At 38.5% G+C, this 20,125-nt stretch carries 23 protein-coding genes; 18 read left to right on the top strand and 5 right to left on the bottom strand.

Going from position 1 to position 20,125, the window contains the following annotated elements; genetic code table 11:
- The first annotated feature begins 79 nt into the window (after window positions 1-79).
- Window positions 80-781 (top strand): HAD family hydrolase, encoded by a 702-nt coding sequence (locus FGG79_RS04995; protein WP_138776634.1) that lies wholly within the window; start codon window positions 80-82, stop codon window positions 779-781.
- A 152-nt stretch (window positions 782-933) separates the two neighbouring features.
- On the opposite strand, the gene guaC is transcribed toward FGG79_RS04995, so the two are convergent.
- Window positions 934-1,917, bottom strand: coding sequence for a GMP reductase (gene guaC, locus FGG79_RS04990; RefSeq protein WP_138776633.1), 984 nt, complete (start codon window positions 1,915-1,917; stop codon window positions 934-936).
- A 245-nt stretch (window positions 1,918-2,162) separates the two neighbouring features.
- On the opposite strand from guaC, the gene FGG79_RS04985 reads away from it, so the two are divergent.
- The 4 genes from FGG79_RS04985 to FGG79_RS04970 all read left to right on the top strand — a co-directional run bounded on the left by FGG79_RS04985 (window position 2,163) and on the right by FGG79_RS04970 (window position 6,014).
- Window positions 2,163-2,714 carry a 2'-5' RNA ligase family protein gene (locus FGG79_RS04985; protein ID WP_138776632.1) on the top strand — a complete coding sequence of 184 codons (552 nt, stop codon included), beginning with the start codon at window positions 2,163-2,165 and terminating at the stop codon, window positions 2,712-2,714.
- Between the two features lie 311 nt (window positions 2,715-3,025).
- The gene (locus tag FGG79_RS04980) at window positions 3,026-3,403 is read left to right on the top strand and encodes a MerR family transcriptional regulator (RefSeq protein WP_138776631.1); all 378 of its coding nucleotides are present in this window, start codon (window positions 3,026-3,028) and stop codon (window positions 3,401-3,403) included.
- A gap of 97 nt (window positions 3,404-3,500) precedes the next feature.
- Window positions 3,501-5,183, top strand: coding sequence for an acyl-CoA dehydrogenase family protein (locus tag FGG79_RS04975; protein ID WP_138776630.1), 1,683 nt, complete (start codon window positions 3,501-3,503; stop codon window positions 5,181-5,183).
- Between the two features lie 321 nt (window positions 5,184-5,504).
- The gene (locus FGG79_RS04970; RefSeq protein WP_138776629.1) at window positions 5,505-6,014 is read left to right on the top strand and encodes a GNAT family N-acetyltransferase; all 510 of its coding nucleotides are present in this window, start codon (window positions 5,505-5,507) and stop codon (window positions 6,012-6,014) included.
- Window positions 6,015-6,082: 68 nt separating this feature from the next.
- Here FGG79_RS04970 and FGG79_RS04965 read toward each other — a convergent pair whose 3' ends face one another.
- Complete coding sequence (locus tag FGG79_RS04965) at window positions 6,083-7,657, bottom strand: bifunctional metallophosphatase/5'-nucleotidase (RefSeq protein ID WP_138776628.1); 1,575 nt, start codon at window positions 7,655-7,657, stop codon at window positions 6,083-6,085.
- A 228-nt stretch (window positions 7,658-7,885) separates the two neighbouring features.
- Here FGG79_RS04965 and FGG79_RS04960 point away from each other — a divergent pair, with 228 nt between their 5' ends.
- From FGG79_RS04960 to FGG79_RS04935, 6 genes are all read left to right on the top strand, one after another.
- Window positions 7,886-8,437: a hypothetical protein gene (locus FGG79_RS04960; protein ID WP_138776627.1), complete on the top strand. Its 552-nt coding sequence runs from the start codon at window positions 7,886-7,888 to the stop codon at window positions 8,435-8,437.
- Window positions 8,438-8,818: 381 nt separating this feature from the next.
- On the top strand, window positions 8,819-9,022 hold the full coding sequence (locus tag FGG79_RS04955; protein WP_138776626.1) for a hypothetical protein: 204 nt from the start codon (window positions 8,819-8,821) through the stop codon (window positions 9,020-9,022).
- A gap of 50 nt (window positions 9,023-9,072) precedes the next feature.
- On the top strand, window positions 9,073-9,909 hold the full coding sequence (locus FGG79_RS04950) for an alpha/beta fold hydrolase (protein ID WP_138776625.1): 837 nt from the start codon (window positions 9,073-9,075) through the stop codon (window positions 9,907-9,909).
- A 16-nt stretch (window positions 9,910-9,925) separates the two neighbouring features.
- Window positions 9,926-10,390 (top strand): GNAT family N-acetyltransferase, encoded by a 465-nt coding sequence (locus FGG79_RS04945; protein ID WP_138776624.1) that lies wholly within the window; start codon window positions 9,926-9,928, stop codon window positions 10,388-10,390.
- Between the two features lie 156 nt (window positions 10,391-10,546).
- Complete coding sequence (locus FGG79_RS04940; protein WP_138776623.1) at window positions 10,547-10,966, top strand: DUF1801 domain-containing protein; 420 nt, start codon at window positions 10,547-10,549, stop codon at window positions 10,964-10,966.
- 205 nt (window positions 10,967-11,171) lie between these two features.
- Complete coding sequence (locus tag FGG79_RS04935; RefSeq protein ID WP_138776622.1) at window positions 11,172-11,807, top strand: FMN-dependent NADH-azoreductase; 636 nt, start codon at window positions 11,172-11,174, stop codon at window positions 11,805-11,807.
- A gap of 178 nt (window positions 11,808-11,985) precedes the next feature.
- On the opposite strand, the gene FGG79_RS04930 is transcribed toward FGG79_RS04935, so the two are convergent.
- Both FGG79_RS04930 and safA read right to left on the bottom strand, forming a co-directional pair.
- Entirely contained in the window at window positions 11,986-12,423 is a 438-nt protein-coding gene (locus tag FGG79_RS04930) for a hypothetical protein (RefSeq protein ID WP_138776621.1), read from the bottom strand.
- A 286-nt stretch (window positions 12,424-12,709) separates the two neighbouring features.
- The gene (safA, locus tag FGG79_RS04925; protein WP_138776620.1) at window positions 12,710-13,339 is read right to left on the bottom strand and encodes a SafA/ExsA family spore coat assembly protein; all 630 of its coding nucleotides are present in this window, start codon (window positions 13,337-13,339) and stop codon (window positions 12,710-12,712) included.
- Between the two features lie 233 nt (window positions 13,340-13,572).
- Between safA and FGG79_RS04920 the strand changes: the two genes are divergently transcribed.
- The 6 genes from FGG79_RS04920 (at window position 13,573) to FGG79_RS04895 (ending at window position 17,170) form a co-directional block, all read left to right on the top strand.
- Window positions 13,573-14,334 (top strand): class I SAM-dependent methyltransferase, encoded by a 762-nt coding sequence (locus tag FGG79_RS04920; RefSeq protein ID WP_138776619.1) that lies wholly within the window; start codon window positions 13,573-13,575, stop codon window positions 14,332-14,334.
- Between the two features lie 108 nt (window positions 14,335-14,442).
- Window positions 14,443-15,084: a hypothetical protein gene (locus tag FGG79_RS04915; RefSeq protein ID WP_138776618.1), complete on the top strand. Its 642-nt coding sequence runs from the start codon at window positions 14,443-14,445 to the stop codon at window positions 15,082-15,084.
- A 111-nt stretch (window positions 15,085-15,195) separates the two neighbouring features.
- A complete protein-coding gene (locus tag FGG79_RS04910; RefSeq protein ID WP_138776617.1) occupies window positions 15,196-15,399 on the top strand; it encodes a hypothetical protein in 204 nt (67 codons plus the stop codon).
- Between the two features lie 17 nt (window positions 15,400-15,416).
- Entirely contained in the window at window positions 15,417-15,599 is a 183-nt protein-coding gene (locus FGG79_RS04905; protein WP_138776616.1) for a hypothetical protein, read from the top strand.
- Between the two features lie 80 nt (window positions 15,600-15,679).
- Window positions 15,680-16,429: an HAD family hydrolase gene (locus tag FGG79_RS04900; RefSeq protein ID WP_138776615.1), complete on the top strand. Its 750-nt coding sequence runs from the start codon at window positions 15,680-15,682 to the stop codon at window positions 16,427-16,429.
- Window positions 16,430-16,447: 18 nt separating this feature from the next.
- Window positions 16,448-17,170 carry a nucleotidyltransferase domain-containing protein gene (locus FGG79_RS04895; RefSeq protein WP_138776614.1) on the top strand — a complete coding sequence of 241 codons (723 nt, stop codon included), beginning with the start codon at window positions 16,448-16,450 and terminating at the stop codon, window positions 17,168-17,170.
- Between the two features lie 49 nt (window positions 17,171-17,219).
- Here the strand turns inward: FGG79_RS04895 and FGG79_RS04890 are convergent, their stop codons facing one another.
- The gene (locus tag FGG79_RS04890; protein ID WP_171050807.1) at window positions 17,220-17,606 is read right to left on the bottom strand and encodes a sporulation protein; all 387 of its coding nucleotides are present in this window, start codon (window positions 17,604-17,606) and stop codon (window positions 17,220-17,222) included.
- 363 nt (window positions 17,607-17,969) lie between these two features.
- Here FGG79_RS04890 and FGG79_RS04885 point away from each other — a divergent pair, with 363 nt between their 5' ends.
- Window positions 17,970-20,093, top strand: coding sequence for a peptidoglycan D,D-transpeptidase FtsI family protein (locus FGG79_RS04885; RefSeq protein WP_138776612.1), 2,124 nt, complete (start codon window positions 17,970-17,972; stop codon window positions 20,091-20,093).
- The last annotated feature ends 32 nt before the right edge of the window (window positions 20,094-20,125 follow it).

The raw sequence follows: 20,125 nt of genomic DNA, 5'->3' as shown, positions 1-20,125 counted from the left end.
CTATTAATAAAGGGTTTTGGTGTGTATGTAAGGTTATTTTAGAGGTCCGTCCCTCCAAATGGGGGAGGATGGTATTTAGATGAGTAGGTATGGATTGTTATTGTTTGATTTGGATGAAACACTTTTGGATTCTATGTGGTTTAGGGAGGGATTATTGAGAACGCTTCATCACCATCCACTGACAAAAGAATTAGATGCTCTCCTTTTTCTGGAGAGGAAATTAAACGTTCCTCATACCATATTGGAGCGATTCGTTAATCGAGAATTGTCACCGACAGAGTTCATAAGGGCGAGGTGGCTTTCTGCTTTCTTACATTTTGATATAAAACCTGATATAGAAACGATTGATGAAATAAATGACATGTTTATAAAAACGGGTATGAAGTGCATCGAGGAAGATGACTCTCTTATTCGGCTCTTAGAGGAATTAAATGAGAAATATGAGCTCGGTATTGTCACTAACGCCTTATATGACCCTTATGAAAAAATCTTCCAAATGGGTTTGTCACAGATCTTTCATAAAAGAACTATCATTCATGCTGAAGAGTTGGGGTATAGAAAACCTGACAAGGAAATCTTCACGACTGCTTTGGAAGCCTTCGGTAAGAAGGCCGAAGAGACTATATTTATAGGTGACTCTTGGATACATGACGTCTTGGCTCCAATGCAATATGGGATGGATGCCATATGGCTTAATCGAAAGGGAATCGACAAACCAAGCCCACATAAACCATATGCAATCATTTCAGATATTCGTGAGTTAAGGGATATTTTAATCTGATCAAGTTCATGAGAGATCCCTTCAAATGTGATGCTTCACGGTTATGAAGGATTTCTATATGCATGAGGTCCGTCCCTCAATTGAAGAGTTCTAGAATTGTTTCTAGCAAAAAAAAGGTGAGCAGCATGTGCCCACCTTTTCAAAATCTATTATTAATATACTTTATCGCCATTAAAGATGGAGTTCTTTACGACTACATAATCCACGGTACGGATTGATTCAAGCTTCGTACCACCTGCATAGGAGATAGAGGATTGAAGATCTTGTTCCATTTCAATCAGTGTATGCTCAAGTGAGCCTTTATGCTCGACAAACATTTTCTTTCCTTCAACATTTTTCTTTTCACCTTTTTGGAACTCAGAAGCTGACCCAAAGTATTCTTTGAAGAGCTTGCCATCTTTTTCAGTTGTATCTCCTGGAGACTCTTCGTGACCTGCAAATAATGAGCCGATCATCACCATAGAAGCACCGAAGCGAATGGATTTAGCGATATCACCATGAGTACGGATACCACCATCCGCAATGATTGGCTTTGTTGCTGCTTTTGCACAAAAGCGAAGAGCAGCAAGCTGCCATCCACCTGTACCAAAGCCTGTTTTGATTTTCGTAATACACACTTTGCCTGGACCAATCCCGACCTTTGTCGCGTCTGCACCGGCATGCTCTAATTCTCTTACAGCTTCAGGAGTACCTACATTTCCGGCAATTACAAAGCTTTCTGGTACGTGTTTTTTTATATGTTGAATCATACTGATAACGGCATTAGAATGACCGTGAGCAATGTCAATCGTAATAAATTCCGGGGTCAGTTTTTCTTCTGCTAACTGTTCTACAAAGGTATATTCTTCTTCCTTTACACCAACTGAGATAGAAGAAATTAAACCGCGGACCTTCATATCTTTAACGAAAGAAATCCTCTTTTCAGGCTCAAAGCGATGCATGATATAGAAATAGTTATTTTCAGCTAAATAGACAGCAATTGATTCATCAATAATAGTTTGCATATTGGCAGGTACCACAGGCAATTTGAACGTATGTCCACCCAGGGTTACACTCGTATCACATTCAGAACGGCTATTAACCACACATTTTGCAGGAATTAATTGAATATCTTCGTAATCAAATACATTTTCCATAATTACACCCCTAAACACGAATATTAATCTTTGTGTATTTTATAAATGTTCGTACATAAGGTAATTTACATGATTTTCTTGTGGATGTCAAAGATTTTCCGTTTTAATTAATTACATTCTAATATTGGATAGTTGATTTCCTTTTCTGAAGATCTCCTTCAGCAGGCGATGAGTGAGAGGTTATGTTACAGTATAAGGAAAGGGGCTAACGTACAAATCCGTATATTATGAAAGGTGGTTTATCTATGTACTGGGTTATCGCTCTATTCGATAAAAAAACTGAAGAGCTGATTCAAGGAATTTGGAAAGAACTTACTGTTAAAGATATTTCGTATTATGAAGAAGAAATCAACGACGCACGTCCCCATATCACGATAGCGAGTTACACAGAGTTGGACAAAGAAGCATACATACAATTTTTAGAAACATATTATGATGATAAGAAACCGATCGACATTACGTTCAATACCGTAGGCTCATTCTTGAACTTCGGAACGCTCTTTCTTTCCCCTACTGTAACGAGGGGACTCCTGGACTTTCATTCATCCCATCATGATTATTTTCACTCCTTTCGTGAAACGGCAAACTCACTTTATCTTCCTGACAAATGGATTCCGCACTGTACATTGGCCAATAAGCTTCCTCCAGAAAAATTAGCCCAGGGTTTCGAGCATTGTTTAAAGAGAGGAGACTTGATTGAAGCGAAGATAACGACTGTCGCTTTAATTGAATTAGTAGATGATTCCAAGGATTGTATAGACGCTCCGATTGTTTATGAAAAACAGCTTGTGGAGTGATTTATTGTGGGAGTAATTTAATTTACTTGCAATAGAAGGCAACAAAAAGATGGAGGCATCTGACCAACATTTTATAGATGAACTAAAGATGCTATTTACTCATCAGAGGGACCCTCATAATTATAGTGTAAACGAAAAAGCAGTGGCAAGTTATCGCCACTGCTTTTTCATATGCCCATTTGCATACCCTCGGTCGCCTTATTTACACTTGAACACTTTCAACAGCAAAAACTTCACTAAAAAGGTTGAACTTTACGTTAACGTAAATGGTAAACTATAAATATCTAAATATTCTAAAAAGAGATGATTCCATGAAATATACGATTACACAGCTAGCAAAGGAGTTTCAAGTGACGACCCGTACAATTCGGTATTATGAGGAACTTGAATTGTTGCATCCTGAAAGAAATGAATCTGGAAGAAGAGTTTATTCAAAGAGAGATATGACGAAACTCAAACTGATTTTTCGGGGCAAAAGATTCGGGTTTTCATTGGAAGAAATCAAAGAAATGGTCCTTTTATTTGATCAGGACAGGAGTGGACGGAAACAGTTAGAGTGCACGATCGAATATGGGACAAAAAGAATCGAAGAGATAGCATCCTTAATTGAGGAACTTGAAGTCATGAAAAACGAGATGGTTAAATTGAAAGACGAATTTGCCAGGAAATTGATAATGATCGGAGATTAAGTTCTCCCAATAATATGTAAGTATATTTATATCCTACTGCCTAATGAGCAAGTGAATCCATAGTAATGTATAAAGTGAAAAAATGGAGGTAAAAAAGATGAGAAGTATTGGAAACTTTTATCGTGAGGATTTGCATTTAATAGAGTTATTAAAGCACTATTTATCCAAGGATTTCTTCTCTTGGGCAGATCGAGAATTGGACGTATTTGGAGAGTTATGTGCAGGGGAAATCGATAAGCGTGCTGCCCACACGGATCGGGAAGGTCAGCCCAAACTTATTAAATATAACCGTTTAGGAGAAGAAATCTCTGAAATATGGGTGAATGAAGGGTATAAGAAAACGGTTGAACAAACCTATAATAAGGGAATTGTCGGATATATTCATAAAGATATTCCGGAACTAGGCCACAAAGGAAACTATATGTATTCATATGCCCAAGGGTATCTGCTATCCCAAACGGAACCGGGCTTTTACTGTCCTGTCACACTCTCCATGGCTACAGCTCTGCTTCTGGAGAAATATGCTTCTGATGATATTAAAGAAAAGTTCCTTCCACATGTACTTTCTACAGGAGAAGTGGAATTATTCGAAGGCGCTACGTTCTTAACCGAGAGGCAAGGGGGATCCGATGTTGGGGCCAATGATACGAAAGCCGTTCCAAATGGTGATGCTTATCAGCTATGGGGCGAAAAATATTTCGCTTCCAATTCGGGAATGTGCGGAGTGACTATGGTGCTTGCTCGTATAGAAGGATCTGGAGATGGAACGAAAGGACTTAGCTTATTCGCTGTTCCTTGGAGAAATGATGATGGGTCTCTGAATGGCATCCACATTCGCAGGTTAAAGGATAAGTTAGGTGTGAGAGCGGTGCCTTCTGCAGAAGTTGAATTCAATGGTGCACATGCTTATCTTGTCGGAGAACCTAGCCGGGGTATCTACTATATGATGGAAGCACTGAATTTATCCCGTGTATGTAACGCCATTGCTTCCATCGGTATCATGAGAAGAGCCTATATTGAAGCCCGGAATTATGCCTTCTATCGTGAAGCATTCGGTCAGCCCTTAACCAATTATCCGATGGTTAAAGAGACCTTGACCCGCCTTGCATCTAAACAGGAAGTGGAAACAAGTGCAGTGTTTCATCTTGTTCACTTGTTCGATCGAGTCGTATCCGACGATATTCCGACCACAGAAGAAGAATCTGTTCTAAATCGTCTGCTTATTGCCATATTGAAAAAAGAGTCGGCAGAACAGGCGATTCATTTTACACATGAAGCCATCGAATTGCATGGTGGGAACGGATATATCGAAGATTTCGTCCTGCCCCGGTTACTCAGAGATGCGCAAGTTTTAACGGTATGGGAAGGGACAGCTAATATTTTAGGTCTCGAGGTACTGAGGTTAATGAATAAGCATAAGGCACATGAGTACTTTTTAACCTATATGAAAGAAGAGTTAACACTTTTACCAGAAGAACTCCTAGCATATGCCGCACCGGTTGAAGAGGGGATAGCGAAACTTGAACAATTGTTGAAAAAAGTAGCGACGGCAAACCAAGATATTCAAACCTATCATGCAAAGCGAATTGCAGAGCTTATGGCTAATATATTTGAAAGTGTCATTGCACTTAAGGATGCACATTCAATTGGAGGAGAACGAAAGCGTATGATTGCGGAGCTCTTCATCGAACATGCTTGGAATCAAACCAAGTGGATCGATGATGAAATGAAAGCCGTTAAATACTTTGATGACATTGTCGTGGGGAAAGTACGGGTATGAATAGTAAGAAGCCCCTGAACTGTTTTTTTGAGTTCAGGGGCTTCTTCTACTTTTCACAGCAGCAAGGGCAATCACACTCTTTTTTGGTCTTACACGTACATCGTTCACACGAACATTCTTTATTCACCAAGAAATATACCTCCCTATTCAATTTGTGTTATTATTCATCGTAACCATAACTGTTGATTCCATACCTCGCGCTAAGAAATCAGGGCACTGTCTAGGAATAAGCTGGCGATCTTTTGGATCAATTGATTAATTCCAATTATTCTTATGTTTCGAGAAATGTATCTACAAATAACCAACTGGGGGACCATCACAATGAATATTCGACCAGAACAAGCAATGGATGTATTTACAATCAAAACCATTAACGACTTAGCTTTTGAAGGACATAAGGAATCGGAATTGATTGCTGGAATCCGTCAAACGGATGCATTTATCCCAGAACTCTCATTAGTTGCAGAGTGGGAAGGAGAGATAGCGGGTCATGTTCTTTTCAGTCACATTTCGATTGAAGATGAAACGGAATCTTTCCCTTCATTGGCATTGGCACCAGTTGCCGTTCATCCTGACCATCAACTTAAAGGAATTGGTTCCAACCTTATAAGGGAAGGGATTAACCGTGCCAAGAAATTAGGTCATTCATCGGTTGTGGTGTTGGGACACCCTGAATACTATCCTACTTTTGGTTTTATTCCTGCTGAACAAAAAGGAATAGTAGCACCGTTTGAAGTACCGAGCGAAGCCTTTATGGTTTTGGAGCTCGTTCCTAATGCGTTAGATCTTGTGAAAGGGAAGGTTAAATATTCTGATCCTTTCAACATCTAAATGGTTTACTATAATATAATTATGTAAACTCAAATAAAGGAACCGCAATGGCCATTGCGGTTCCTTTATTATTTAAGTGCAATTCGATTTCCCTCAGGCTGCTTCAAAGACCCAGTATTTTTATGAATATATGAAATAAATGAATCTAGGGTTAATGGTCCGTTTACGACATTCGTTCCTTTTTTAAATGCCGTAAATCCGTCGCCACCTGTTGCAAGGTAATTCGTAATTGCAATAGAATAGGTGTTTTCAGGGGAAATCGGTTTCCCGTCCTCTTTAGTCAAAGATGCTATTTTCTCTCCGTGGGCTGCATTCTTTTTCCATGTGAAATGTAAACCTGAAGGTTGCAGTATGGTTTGGAAATTCCCTGTCCATTGTTGTTCAAGAATTTCTTTAATTTGCGCACCGGTTACGTCCATTTTCACCAAATTTGTGCCAAAGGGGAGCATGGTGTAAAGTTTCCCCCAAGTAATATCTCCCTTATCTAGGTCTGCCCGGATGCCACCTGGATTCATAAATCCAAAATCCGCACCCATCGTTTCACGATTGGAGTCTGCAAGGATGCTGCCTAACGTTCTTTCCCCGCTGACACTTTTATGTTTAGTGAAGGTTTCCTCTGAATGACCAACTACTTCATTTAAAAGTTTGTTTTGTCCTTTTCCATATGTTCGCACCATCTTCAGAATTTCTTGATCAGGTTCTATCCCTTCATGAAAGGTCCTGACGATGTTCGCTTCCTTTTCAACAATATCTTTTGTCTTGGGGTCAATTTTTATATTAACATTAGAAAATGCGGTTCCATAAGAGTATGATTCAACAATTAACTTTCCATTAACTGTTGTATTAGCATGCCGGTGATTATGACCGCCAAAAATAACATCTACTTCATCATCAATAAGAGGGGCAAAATCAACTAATTCCTGGGAAGGTCGAGAACCGTCCATTTCGGATGAAGCTGATACGTGAGCTAGAACGACAATCGACCTAACGCCTTTTCTTTTTAAATCTTGGACAGTTTCGTTAATAGATGCGACTTCATCCTTGAATTTTAAGCCTTTAATTCCTTTGGGTAAAACAATATACTTCGTTTCGGTGGTAACAATTCCAATGAAACCGATAGGGATACCATTCACTTTCTTAATCACATATGGAGGGAGTATGGGTTCATTGGTTTCAGTATCAATTACATTGGCTACTGTATAAGGGAATGTTGCCCCACCAAATTCTCCTGTCTTTTCATGCTTTCCTCCATTCAGCAGGCGCTTCATTTCTTCTACACCTTCGTCAAATTCATGGTTGCCGACTGTACCAACATCAAATCCTAATCTGTTCATAAATTCGATTGTGGGTTCATCTTGCTTAAGCGCAGAAAGGGGTGCACTGCCTCCGACCATATCTCCAGCGTGAACGAGTAAAGAGGGTACATTTTCTTTTTTAACTTTCTTTACATAAGCAGCCAAGTAGCCGGCTCCGCCAACCTGTTTCCCATCTACAGTCCGGGACGTTTCAAGTTGCCCATGAAAATCATTTACACCTAAAAGCTGTATAGGAATAAGCTTTTCTTTGTCTTCTGATGAAAATGACGAACCGATGACGTAAAGCATGACAAGTAAAACCACTAACGTCCATTTATGAATAGACATTGAATCCCTCCCAGAGCTTTTATCAACTACAACGTAGCATATGATTTTTAATGCTCATTTGAGGAAAGGTAAGTGTTTTGTAAAATTTAATAGAATTTAACGATCGCCCCAAGTTACCTTTCTTTTTTTTACAAATAATACAAAATCATATCCAAATGTTTACATGTACGTGTAAATAAGGTAATATATGTAATTGAAATAAGTAAATATTTAGGGGAGGCAATGATAATGAACAAATTGATGGTACCTTTCCTCTTACTATCTCTGAGTATATTTACTGCAGCTTGCAGTAATGACGAGGGTAGTACAGAAGAGAAAGAAACGAACACTGAAGCGACAGGGGAAACAGCAAAGAATGATGAAATGGATATGAAAGCCGCTCTATTAGACTATCAAATGGAGATCATCAACACCGTTAATGAAAATGATTCAGCGATCTACTCATTCGAATCAGCTAAAGCTAAAGAAGAGGATAAACCATCTGCTGAAGAAATCGCCAAGATGAAAACAGATGCGGAAGCAGCAGCTACAACGGTAGCAGAAGATGTTCATTCTCTTGAGGTACCGGCTGCACTTGACTCTAAAAAGGAAGAGATTCAAGGAGCATTGGACGACCTTGCTAAATCATACGAAACAAGAGCTGCTAATCTTTCTGACGAAGCAAATGCAGAATACGCAGAATCTGATGAACAATTTGCAGCCTTTGAAGAGAAAATGGCTGTAGTGTATGAAGAAGCTGGTTTAACGAAGCCCAGTTTTTCAGCGGATATTGTAGATTAGCACGGAATTTCTGAACCAAAAGAAGCTTACCGTAAATACTAGTAAGATCCAAAAGGCTGCTTTAGCAGTCTTTTTTATTTGATTAAAGGAATGTCATGCTAGATACATAAAAATATAGCACTATGGAGAGAGACATTGTGGAGGATAATGGTAAAGTGTAAGAATGATAGGGGGAAGGATTTAATGCGACTACACACTAGTATAGTAGGGGAAGGGGATCCCATTGTCTTTTTATAGGCAGAAGGCAAGGTGAATTAAAAGAATGATTGGGAGAATTGAGAGAGCTTATACTACCAGGAGTCCAGTGGGCACTTGTCAATCCCGAATAATCTGAAACCTTTCTCTAACCTAGTGCGTATATCCTAAGAGGAGGTGATGAATATGACAGGAATTTTTTTTATACTATTTATACCGGTCGTCTTAATCATTGCGGCCTTGAAGCTTTCAAGCTCTGCAAAGCGTGACTTCCCTCAAGGTGGTGGGGGATATTCAGGCTCCTATGACGGTGGGCAAAATTATGCAGATAGTTCTGACAGTGGATTTGGCGGCGGAGATAGCGGAGGAGGTGGTGGAGGAGGTGAGTAACCTCCTTTTCTCTTCGCCTCATTCAAAACCATTTAAAGGAGATGTTCATCTTGAAACGTTATTTTATTAATATTGGAAACCAACCTTTACATATAAAAGAATGGGGAACTCCTGATCTGCCCGTTATTTTTTGCGTTCATGGGCTGGGTAGTACTGGATTGAGCTTTATTGAGGTGGCTGAACAATTAAAAGCGGAATTCAGGATCATCGCGATTGATGCACCAGGGCATGGAAAAACGCCACCGTTTACATATGGGGAAGAGTATGAAATGCCTCGGATGACGGATTGGTTGAATGAAGCGATTGACCAACTTGATATTGGACCGTTCTACTTTTTATCCCATTCATGGGGGAGCTTTGTCGCCCTACATTTCACAGCCAGATATCCAGAGAAGGTCAGAGATAACATATTGCTCGATGGAGGCTACCAGGGAAAACGACATTCAAATCAATCCGTGGAGGAAGAAGTAGCCTATTACGAGGCAGACTTTGAACAGGTTTGGGAAACATGGGAGGACTTTCTGGCACTAGTCAAAAGTGAAACTTTGAACTGGACCGAGTCAAAACTTGAGGCAGCCAAGGATCTTTCCCTATCTAAAGATCAACAATATTACTGGCACGCGAGAGGGGAGACTGCTGCTCATATCATCCGGGCAATGCACAAGGATGAAATAGAGGATATTTATCATAAGCTTGATCCTGCTATTTTACTACTAAAAGCCACTCTCCCGCAAAGTATGGAGCAAGAACGCAATAAGACCGCTGCCATTTTCAAAGAGAAAACCGGTGGCGAAGTAAAGGCCATTCAAGGGACCACCCATCTATTGCATTGGGACCGTCCCGATATTGTTATAGAGGAGATCAGAAATCGCTTTGAACAACCATAAGGGAGGAACAGATATTATGATTTTATTACAACCCATGAAAGAACATGAATATACACTCTGGTTAAAAGACTCCATGAAGGAGTACGCAGAAGAAAAGACAAAAGCAGGAAATTTCCAAAAAGAAACGTCACTGGAGCAAGCAGAATTGGAGTTTAAAAAGTTATTACCCGATGGACTAAATTCAGAAAATCATTATTTATTTACGTTACTTTCTGATAAAAATCAAGATGAAATCGGTAACTTGTGGATTAATGTCACTGAAGACAAAAAAGAACTCTTTATTTATGATATTAAGATCCATCCAAACCAAAGAGGGAAAGGGTTTGGTAAAGAAGCAATGAGGTCTCTCGAATTATTTGCCAAAGGTAAAAATATCTCCAAAATGTCGCTACATGTTTTTGGTCATAATAAAATCGCTCTTTCCTTGTATGAGAAAGTGGGATATGAAATAACTAATGTGTTAATGTCCAAGTCAATTTAGATTTTCATTAAGGTCACCTTTAACTAATATGGTGTCCTTTTCTATGTGTAGAAGAAAAACAAATGGTCTGTATCAATACAAGAAATTTCATGCAGGAATTAAAGTAAGGTATCGAGAATTAATTGGAAATAGAAGAAAAATAAGAGGAGGCATTTTATGTATGAATTGAAAACCAAACAAAATGACGGCAGTGTGATCGAATTTATTGAAAAGGTAGAAAATCCTAAAAAGCGGGAAGATGCTTATAAGCTATTGGATATTTTCTCTGAAACGACAGGGTATGAAGCGAAAATGTGGGGACCGAGTATTATTGGATTTGGCTCATATCATTACAAATATAAAACAGGGCATGAAGGAGATGCTCCTTTAGTTGGTTTTTCACCACGTAAAGCGAAAATAAGCTTATATTTTGCAACAGGGGATATGGAAAGGGAAAAACTATTGATAAAGTTAGGCAAGCATACATCGGGAAAAGCGTGTGTATATATTAACAAAATAGCAGACATTGACGAAACGGTTTTAAAACAATTAATTAATCAATCCGTCCAATTTTTACAAAAAAACTATTCAAATTAAACAATATATGGTGGAATTAGTCAAAAGAAAAGGACTAATTCCTTATTTTTTGGAGTGGAAATCGTGAAGTTTGTAATCTGTGAGATTATCCTATATTATTAATCTTGAATTAAGACTATTCTACTTCAAGATAATTGGATGAGGATATTATTTTAGTTCAGAATTTGTTTTTACAAAATTAATGATCTGAAAGGGACGATTCAACATGACTAAAATTTTATACATTACAGCACATCCGCATGATGACACTCAATCCTACAGCATGGCAGTAGGAAAAGCATTTATTGACTCTTATAAAGAAAAAAATCCATCTCACGAAATTATTAACATTGATTTATATAAGGAAAACATTCCGCAAATCGATGCCGATGTATTCAGTGGTTGGGGTAAATTACAGTCTGGTAAAGGATTCGATGAGCTTTCATCAGAAGAGCAGGCGAAGGTGGGCAGACTTGGTGAATTATCTGATCAGTTTGTTGCTGCAGATAAATTTATCTTTGTTACTCCATTCTGGAACTTCTCTTTCCCTCCAGTAATGAAAGCGTATATCGACTCTGTGTCCGTTGCAGGAAAAGCATTCAAGTATACTGACCAAGGACCTGTAGGACTTCTAACAGACAAAAAAGCCCTTCATATTCAAGCTCGTGGAGGAATTTACTCTGAAGGACCGGCAGCAGCAATGGAAATGGGTCACCGTTACCTTGAAGTTATGATGCAATTCTACGGAGTTCCTTCTTTTGAAGGTCTATTCGTTGAAGGTCATGCTGCGATGCCTGATAAAGCAGTGGAAATTAAAGAAAATGCTATAGTAAGAGCAAAAGATTTAGCTCAAACATTCTAATGAAAATGAGTCAACTTCAATATTGGCTATTGTATGGCTAATGATTGTAGTTTATAAAAATGCCATTGATTTGTATTTGAATCAATGGCATCTTTTTGTTTGTTTACATAATGTGTGAGATTTTTGTGGAGACTTACTGATGATATGCCTCTACAAAAGTAACGAATGTGTGAATTCATTATCCAGAGGTGGCTATTGCACTGAAGCTTTCAGGTCCCCGTCTTACCGTTCCAACTGAGGTTGCGCTAATTAATGCCGAGTAAACAAGTAGAGTTCCGTTAGGTTTAGGAGGATTAAAGTCAGCTGCTGAAAAAGTGATGAGCTGAGGTCCAACAATTGACAGGTTCAACACTTGTTGAGCAGTGTAAACTGTAGTTATCCCTGTTTGTTGTGTGCCACGCACAATCCTGATATTGATACTTGTGGCAACAGGGGCTAGTGGTAATTGCACGGCAACAGTTCCGTTAAATTGAACCCTTATTTGTCCTGTAGTTGCTTTTGATACATCTAGTCCAATAATTCCAAACAGTTCTTCATCCCCTACTAAAATTGGAGTTGTGATGCTGTTGGCCAAGCTTGCATTTTGTGAGGTTCTACCATCTAAATATATTCCCATATTGATTTCTCCTTTCTATCAATCTAGTGTAGTCTATGTAAAAAAATGGAATTGGATTGTGCTGTTGATTCATATTTTGATAATAATAAAACTATATGTCGATAGGGAGAAACCATGGTAGCGTAGAAATTTAGAAATACCTCTATGTCATTTCGAGAGGAGATTCATGCTATTGAAAAGAGGGTTTAAGGTTTGAAAAAGTAAGGTTTTATCAATTTTTCATAAAAAAAAGCGAACAACCTAATCATAATAGGTCGTTCGCTTCGATTACTTCAGTTGCTTCTGATTATCTTTTTATAAACATTTGAGTCCAATAATGACCGTACGATCCACCCTTCACATACCCTATTCCGATTTCTGTATACGTCGGTGATAGGATATTTTCTCTATGTCCTTCGCTGTTCATCCAAGCCTCCATCACTTCTGCTGGCGATCTTTGTCCGGCAGCAATGTTTTCTCCTGCTGATTGGTAGTTAATACCGAAGTCATTCATCATTTGAAAAGGAGATCCGTATGTAGGAGATGTGTGACTGAAGTAGTTCTTCGCGATCATGTCTTCAGACTTATAGCGGGCCACACGGGATAATTCCCAATTTTCCTTCAGAGGGGGTAACCCCACCTTGGAGCGTTCTTGATTTACCAGCTTTACCACTTCGTATGTATAATTTTGAGAAGTGAGATTTACACCTGGGATATTCAGGCTTTGACCTGGATAGATCATATTCGGATTACTAATCTGCGGGTTTGCTGAAATCAATTCAGATACTCCCACCTGATTCTTCACGGCAATCTTCCACATCGTGTCACCATAGGTAACTGTGTATGTACCTGCTGCGGAAACCTTGGAAGAATGACCAAAACCAATGACAAAAGTGACAGACAACAATAAGATAGATAAAAGTTTTAAAGTTTTCATAGTTCTATTGAAATATAATTCTGTTAATTTTAAAACAGGTAGTTGTTACCACCATTAAATAAACTCCATTAAATCAACATATAGTAAATATTACTAGGATTAAAGAACGGTTACTTTTTAATCAAATACCAAATTATGGACTGTGTTTGCTATAATAGTAAGTAGTTATATTTAACGTTATTTCGTAATGAAACCATGAATTTATTCTATACATAATCAAAGGTGGTACCAGTATGACTGAACGTTTATTTGAAAGTTTATTAAACGATATAGAAAAGCATTTTTCAGGATGGGATTTTTCTTTTGTGACTGAAACAGGTCGAATGGCTTCAGGGATGATATCCTGGTCTTATGGAAGTATGGTTATACCCCTTGTACGGAATGCAAGCTCAATGCTGGATATGGGAACAGGAGGGGGAGAACTGCTTTCTAAACTTCAGCCTTTTCCTCCAGTGGTTTGTGCAACAGAAGGATATCCACTTAACGTTTCTGTTGCTAGGAGTTGTCTTGAACCATTGGGTGTGAGAGTGGAAGGAATCACAGGAGATGATCATTTACCATTTCAGGAGAATCAATTCGATCTAATCCTTAACAAGCATGAATCCTATTCTCCAAGTGAAGTAAAGCGGATCTTATCCCCAGAAGGAATCTTTCTAACACAGCAGGTTGGGGGAGATGATTGCAATGAAATAAACAAGGCTCTTGATGCTCCGATCAATGAAGAGTTCCTACATTGGAATCTTGAATATGCTCAAACCCAATTGGAAGAAGAGGGGTTTGATATCCTCTTTTCAAAAGAGGAATATTCAATTCAACGGTTCTATGATGTTGGTGCATTAGTTTATTATTTGAAAGCCATCCCTTGGCAAATTACTGATTTCACGATCGAAAAGTATCGTGATTCATTGTTTCAGGTTCATGAATCTATCCAACAACAAGGTTTCTTTGAAGTAAAACAAAATCGGTTTGTTCTAAAGGGGCGGATCAAGGATTAATGTGATTAAATTGGAACCTTTCTCCAATATAATCGTATGTAAGGAAAAGGGAAATGTGAGTAGGTGCTTACAAATCGATACACATTCTAACCTAGAGGGGGCAAAGCTATGTGGATTAATTTCCTAATCACCTTCATGGTAAGCTTAGGTATTTTATATCTAGTTCGCTTTCGGATTAATCTTAAATATGCTGCAGACAAAACGAGTGCGGCCATTTATCCAATCAGTAGGGAAGAAATGAACAGTATACTCATTCCAACCGAATATAAGGAAATGAAGCCTTTAACTAAAAGAACGAAGTCTTATCAATGGGTGAAGTGGGGGAGCAGAGGTGTCATAATCGTCTGCATCGGTTTAATATGGAGCGTCTTTAGAACCGATTGGCTGCACGAATTTCACCCTATTGTTCTGTACATGTTTATCATGCTAATTGGTTCGATCAAACATCGTGGGAATTTTTATCTACTGCCCGATGGTCTTATCCTAAACGGATATTTTATCCCTTGGAATCGGGTGAAAGAATATAGGGTGGAAAAAATCATGAAGTTTCATGAGCTTTATGGTCTTGATGAAAAAATCAATCATGGCTTTAAACTGAATCTGATAATGAAAAATAAATGGTTTCAGCGATCCTATATTGTCATCAGAGAACATAATCAGCTTCAAACCATTCTGTCTCACCTTAAGCAAAGGGGAGTTGAGGGAACTATGAAAATGGATAGCGGATTCATAACAGTGCAAAAGAATTAGTTGCTTTACCGGGAGGCTACGTTTCCCATGAGAAGATTACCGATCGGATGGTTTTCTATTCATCTCAAGTATGAGAAAAGACTAAATTGGTAATGTGAAGGAGTAATCATAATGAAATGGTTGAACTGGAATGATTTTCTAGCACCTTCAAACCCTTATGTTGCTTTGTTCTTTGGAATCATGATTACTTTGGTCGTCACGATAAGTATCTGGCATGAAACGAAACAGAAACGTATCGTGCTCATTTCGGTTGTATCTGGAGTGGTGACGACTGTCATAGGCGTCGGAATTCTCACAATGATTGGATTCTATTAGGAAGGCAGGTTCTGGATATGAGGGCTCTTTTTTTCTTAATCATTGGTGTCGTATTAGGCTGGGGGGTCACTGGGTTTTTTACGAGCGGTTTTGAAACAGATTATCTTTTTATCCTTATGGTTGGTCTTGTGATCGGACATAGTATCGGACGGAGAAAAGGTAAAGAAGAATATAGAGGTTCCACTTCAGGGGATGTTTGAAATCACAATGACTGATTTAAATCATTGCGGATTTATTCATATTTTCCCTTGGGAAAAATCGAAAAAGGCAGTGTCTTAGAATGAAACACCTTCCATTTGATAGCTATGATTTATTATTATTTGACCTTGATGATACTTTATTCCATCACTCAGAAGCATATGAAAAAGGCATATTAAATACAGTTCAGCACTTTCAAGCTTTAGAAGGGATTGACCAATCGGATTTTATCAAATCTTTTACAAAGCATAATCATCTTCTATGGTCAATGTTTACATCTAATCAGTTGAATTTCCAGGAATTTTCTTTAAAAAGACTTGAAAACACCTTGAAGGACTTCAAGATTATTATTGAGAGGGAGGAATCCCTAGAAATAGTAAAAATGTTTCAGGATTCCTACCTTGAACAAATAAGACCACAAGAGGAATTAAATGAATTTCTAACTGACTTGAGTAACAGCGTACGTATTGGAATCATCACAAATGGCACTGTTTTTAATGCATATAAAAAAGTTGATCGTCTCGGTTTGAAGAGAATTTTCCCTGAAACATCTGTCATTGTTTCAGAGGCCGTTGGTTCTTCTAAACCCAATCCAGAAATTTTCCAGCATGCTTTAAAGCTTTTTGAAGGAAATTCCAGCAGAACACTCTTTATAGGCGATAACTATTACACAGATATATTAGTGGCGAAATCCACAGGAATGGATACATTATGGATTAATCGCTATAACTACCAGACTCCTAAGGATGAACATCCAGATTACACGCTGAAGCATGTATTAGAGATGAAAGGGTTATTTACAAGGGGACAAGTCAATATAGAAAGTGATTAATGAAAGTGGGTAATTTGCATGAGTAGACCATCAGCTTTGGAAGCAGCTAGATTATTCATTGAGGAAAACTTCTCTACATGTGAAGGAGCACTCCTTGGAGGAAGTGTGGTAAGAGGAGTGGACACAAAAACATCAGACCTGGATATTGTCGTCATTGATGAAAGCGTATCTACCGAATACCGAGAATCTCTTTATGCTTATGGTTGGCCAATCGAAGTCTTCGTTCATACTAAAGAAACCATACGACACTATTTTCAAACAGACTGTAAGCGGGCAAGACCTTCCTTACCAAGAATGGTCTCTGAAGGAATCCCAATCCTCGATCACCCTATCATCCCCATCCTCAAAGAAGAAGCCACGAAGCTGTTGAGGGACGGACCTCCAAGTTGGTCACAACAGACCATTGATATGAAAAGATACTTTCTTACAGATGCTCTTGATGATTTAATCGGTTCGACAAATAGAGGTGAAAGTATATTTATCGCTAACTCTATAGGAGAATCTTTGCATGAATTTGTCCTGCGTACAAATGGTCGATGGACGGGCCATTCTAAATGGATTGTCCGTGCACTTAAAGAATATAATCACCATTTTGCTGTGGAGTATATTAATGCATTCGATGAATTCTATTTGAACAATGAAAAAGAGAGCATTGTGCAGTTGGTAGACTCTGTATTAGATGGATATGGGGGCAGATTGTTCGATGGGTTTTCCTTAGGGAAGAATCGAACACAATCTTAAGTAGAGGATAAAGCCCTTCTCAGAAGAAGGGCTTTATCCTCTATAATAATTATACTAAAATCTGAAACTCATCATGATCGACACTGTTAACACCATCATCAAAAACAAGTCGAGTTACAAACTTATATGAGACTGACTCACTGCTTGGAGGAAATGCATCTGATAGTCTGCACGAGAAGTGAATGGTCCGTTGTTCGTTTACTCTCATCGTGGATGAGCTCAATATGGTATTTTGATGAAGAATAGAAGAGCGATTAACATTTTCATCGTATTGCAATAGGTCTGTTTCAATTCTCTTTAATTTCTGTTCAACCCTTCCGCCGGTAAGTTCATATTCCCCTTTAATGACATCTCCCGGACGAAATTCGCTCTTATTTAATACCAAATCAATCTTTGTTGCTCCAATACCAAACCTGCACATCAGTTTACTAAACATAACAGCCATTCAACCTCTCAATCATCTAGTTACCAATTCTACGCAATAGGGAGAGCTTTGGTTTCAATTTTTCATCTTTTTCCACGACTTTATTCTAAAAGAAAAGAAACCCTTTTGTCTATATTCCTTCTTCGACATTTTTTGCAAACATGGTTAGGGAGCATGAAAACTTACCATGAATTAGAAATGATCATCTAATTAAGTAAATTAATTGGAATTTGTTCCATAAAGAGGTAGAAATATAGGTTGTATTTCTTTAAAATAGAATAGAATCTTATCATATTTTGGTAAAATACGAGCTTAAAAGGGGCTATTCAATTGAAGGAAAAGAAAAAAAAGAAAAAAACCCATGTGCCATTGAGAATGAACTTACTATTTATTTCTGTCTTTTTTCTATTTTCCATTTTGATTCTTCGTCTGGGGATAGTGCAAATTGTGCAGGGGAACCATTATGAGGCAGAAGTGTCTAGGACAGAAAACGTAAAGTCACATAATGGAACGCCCCCAAGAGGGAAAATCTATGACCGTTATCGAAATGTTATCGTTGACAATGTTCCATTAAATGCGATTACGTATACGAGAACACAAACGACGAAACCAAAAAATATGCTGAAGGTAGCAAAGAGTTTGGCGGAGTTAATTGATATGGATACAGGTAAGATTACCGATCGGGATCGAAAGGATTTCTGGCTTCTCAGTTACCCAGATAAAGCAGAAAAGCTAGTTTCTAAGGAAGAAATAAAGAGATTGGAAGATGATGAAGATCTCTCAGAGGATAAAAGGAATAAAAAGATATATGAAATGCAGTTAGAGCGAATCACTGATCAAGATATCAACTCATTTTCTGAAAAGGAAGAGGAAGTACTGGCTATCTTCCGTGAATTTAACACGGGATATGCCCTGAGCCCTCAAATCATCAAGAACAAAGATGTTTCCATGGAAGAAATGGCAAGGGTCAGTGAACGATTATCAGAAATGCCAGGTGTGAACGTTACCACGGATTGGGAAAGGAAATATGTGAATGATAGTACACTGAGGACCATTCTGGGGAGGGTATCAACTTCACAACAAGGATTGCCCAGCGAATTGGTGAAGGAATACAAAGCTCAGGGCTATGCCTTAAATGATCGGGTAGGAACAAGCTACTTCGAATCGGAGTATGAGAATGTACTTAAAGGTCAAAAAGAAGAAATCGAATTCATCACTAAAAATGGAAGTGTCCTTGATACCCAGCTTGTCAGTGAAGGTCATAGCGGGAAGGATGTAGTATTAACCATCGATCTGCAGCTGCAGAAAGAAATTGAGAAAATCGTAGAAGAAGAACTGAGTAAGCAAGCTTCTAAATATTGGGAGTCTCCCTTCTTAGATCGAGCTTTTGTGGTGATGATGGATCCCCATACAGGGGAAATCCTATCAATGGTCGGGAAGAAATACGGGAAAAATACTGACGGACAGACTGAGTTACAGGATTATGCATTAGGTACTTATACTTCTGAATATGGGGTGGGCTCTGCTGTTAAGGGTGCTACTGTGTTGACAGGGTATATGACTGGTGCTTTGAATGTTGGAGACGCCTTATACGATGAACCAATCAATATAAAAGACACTCCAGAAAAAAGATCGTGGTTTAATTATTCGAAATATTTCACAGATGTTGAAGCTTTAGAGATTTCATCGAATGGTTTCATGTTTAAGACGGCTATTAAAATTGCAAATGCAACTTATCGACCTAACCAACCAATGGATATTGATGTTAAAGCATTTGATACTATGAGAAATTACTATAGTCAGTTTGGTTTAGGAGTGAAAACAGGTGTTGACCTACCTGGGGAAGTGGTGGGATTAAAAGGAACCGAAAGAATACCTGGTAAACTATTGGACTTTGCCATTGGTCAATATGACCTGTACACACCTATGCAACTTGTACAATATGCATCTACCATCGCGAATGGTGGATATCGAATGGAACCACATATCATGAAAGAGATTCGGGAACCTAGCCAGGAAAGAGAAAAGGTAGGACCGCTTCTTCTTGAAAACGAGTCACAGGTTTTAAACCGAATTGATGCGACTGAAAGGGAAATTCAACAGGTTCAAAGAGGATTTTATCGTGTTGCTCATGGTAGTCATGGCACGGCAACAATCTTTAAAAATGCTCCATATGATGCAGCAGCAAAATCAGGAACTGCAGAAGCATTCTACTATAGTCCAGAAGAAAAGAGACAATACCAGACATATAATACAACTCTAATTGGCTACGCGCCCTATGATAACCCGGAAATCGCGTTCTCGGTCGTGCTTCCTTATTCACATCAAAATAAAGATCCATACGTAAATAAAACCATCGCCAAACGCGTCATGGACAAATATTTCGAACTAAAAAAGCAATACGACAAAGAAGGATATTTTAACTCTTCAACAGAAGAAGAAGTGCGAAATGCCGACCAACTGGAAAATACAGATGATCAAGGAACATTAGAGGAATAAAAGAATGCGCCTTCCTATTAATCTAAAAGGGA

Origin of the sequence: Bacillus sp. BHET2, from assembly GCF_005938125.1 — a bacterium.
Classification (GTDB): Bacteria; Bacillota; Bacilli; order Bacillales; family Bacillaceae_B; genus Rossellomorea.
Note: the sequence above shows the minus strand (reverse complement) of the source record. Positions and strands in the feature narration are given on the sequence as shown.

Bases quoted from the DNA above. Each gene is read 5' to 3' on its own strand.
- FGG79_RS04995 (WP_138776634.1), top strand. From the start codon at position 80: ATGAGTAGGTATGGATTGTTATTGTTTGATTTGGATGAAACACTTTTG.
- guaC (WP_138776633.1), bottom strand. From the start codon at position 1,917: ATGGAAAATGTATTTGATTACGAAGATATTCAATTAATTCCTGCAAAA.
- FGG79_RS04985 (WP_138776632.1), top strand. From the start codon at position 2,163: ATGTACTGGGTTATCGCTCTATTCGATAAAAAAACTGAAGAGCTGATT.
- FGG79_RS04980 (WP_138776631.1), top strand. From the start codon at position 3,026: ATGAAATATACGATTACACAGCTAGCAAAGGAGTTTCAAGTGACGACC.
- FGG79_RS04975 (WP_138776630.1), top strand. From the start codon at position 3,501: ATGAGAAGTATTGGAAACTTTTATCGTGAGGATTTGCATTTAATAGAG.
- FGG79_RS04970 (WP_138776629.1), top strand. From the start codon at position 5,505: ATGAATATTCGACCAGAACAAGCAATGGATGTATTTACAATCAAAACC.
- FGG79_RS04965 (WP_138776628.1), bottom strand. From the start codon at position 7,657: ATGTCTATTCATAAATGGACGTTAGTGGTTTTACTTGTCATGCTTTAC.
- FGG79_RS04960 (WP_138776627.1), top strand. From the start codon at position 7,886: ATGAACAAATTGATGGTACCTTTCCTCTTACTATCTCTGAGTATATTT.
- FGG79_RS04955 (WP_138776626.1), top strand. From the start codon at position 8,819: ATGACAGGAATTTTTTTTATACTATTTATACCGGTCGTCTTAATCATT.
- FGG79_RS04945 (WP_138776624.1), top strand. From the start codon at position 9,926: ATGATTTTATTACAACCCATGAAAGAACATGAATATACACTCTGGTTA.
- FGG79_RS04940 (WP_138776623.1), top strand. From the start codon at position 10,547: ATGTATGAATTGAAAACCAAACAAAATGACGGCAGTGTGATCGAATTT.
- FGG79_RS04935 (WP_138776622.1), top strand. From the start codon at position 11,172: ATGACTAAAATTTTATACATTACAGCACATCCGCATGATGACACTCAA.
- FGG79_RS04930 (WP_138776621.1), bottom strand. From the start codon at position 12,423: ATGGGAATATATTTAGATGGTAGAACCTCACAAAATGCAAGCTTGGCC.
- safA (WP_138776620.1), bottom strand. From the start codon at position 13,339: ATGAAAACTTTAAAACTTTTATCTATCTTATTGTTGTCTGTCACTTTT.
- FGG79_RS04920 (WP_138776619.1), top strand. From the start codon at position 13,573: ATGACTGAACGTTTATTTGAAAGTTTATTAAACGATATAGAAAAGCAT.
- FGG79_RS04915 (WP_138776618.1), top strand. From the start codon at position 14,443: ATGTGGATTAATTTCCTAATCACCTTCATGGTAAGCTTAGGTATTTTA.
- FGG79_RS04910 (WP_138776617.1), top strand. From the start codon at position 15,196: ATGAAATGGTTGAACTGGAATGATTTTCTAGCACCTTCAAACCCTTAT.
- FGG79_RS04905 (WP_138776616.1), top strand. From the start codon at position 15,417: ATGAGGGCTCTTTTTTTCTTAATCATTGGTGTCGTATTAGGCTGGGGG.
- FGG79_RS04900 (WP_138776615.1), top strand. From the start codon at position 15,680: ATGAAACACCTTCCATTTGATAGCTATGATTTATTATTATTTGACCTT.
- FGG79_RS04895 (WP_138776614.1), top strand. From the start codon at position 16,448: ATGAGTAGACCATCAGCTTTGGAAGCAGCTAGATTATTCATTGAGGAA.
- FGG79_RS04890 (WP_171050807.1), bottom strand. From the start codon at position 17,606: ATGTTTAGTAAACTGATGTGCAGGTTTGGTATTGGAGCAACAAAGATT.
- FGG79_RS04885 (WP_138776612.1), top strand. From the start codon at position 17,970: ATGAACTTACTATTTATTTCTGTCTTTTTTCTATTTTCCATTTTGATT.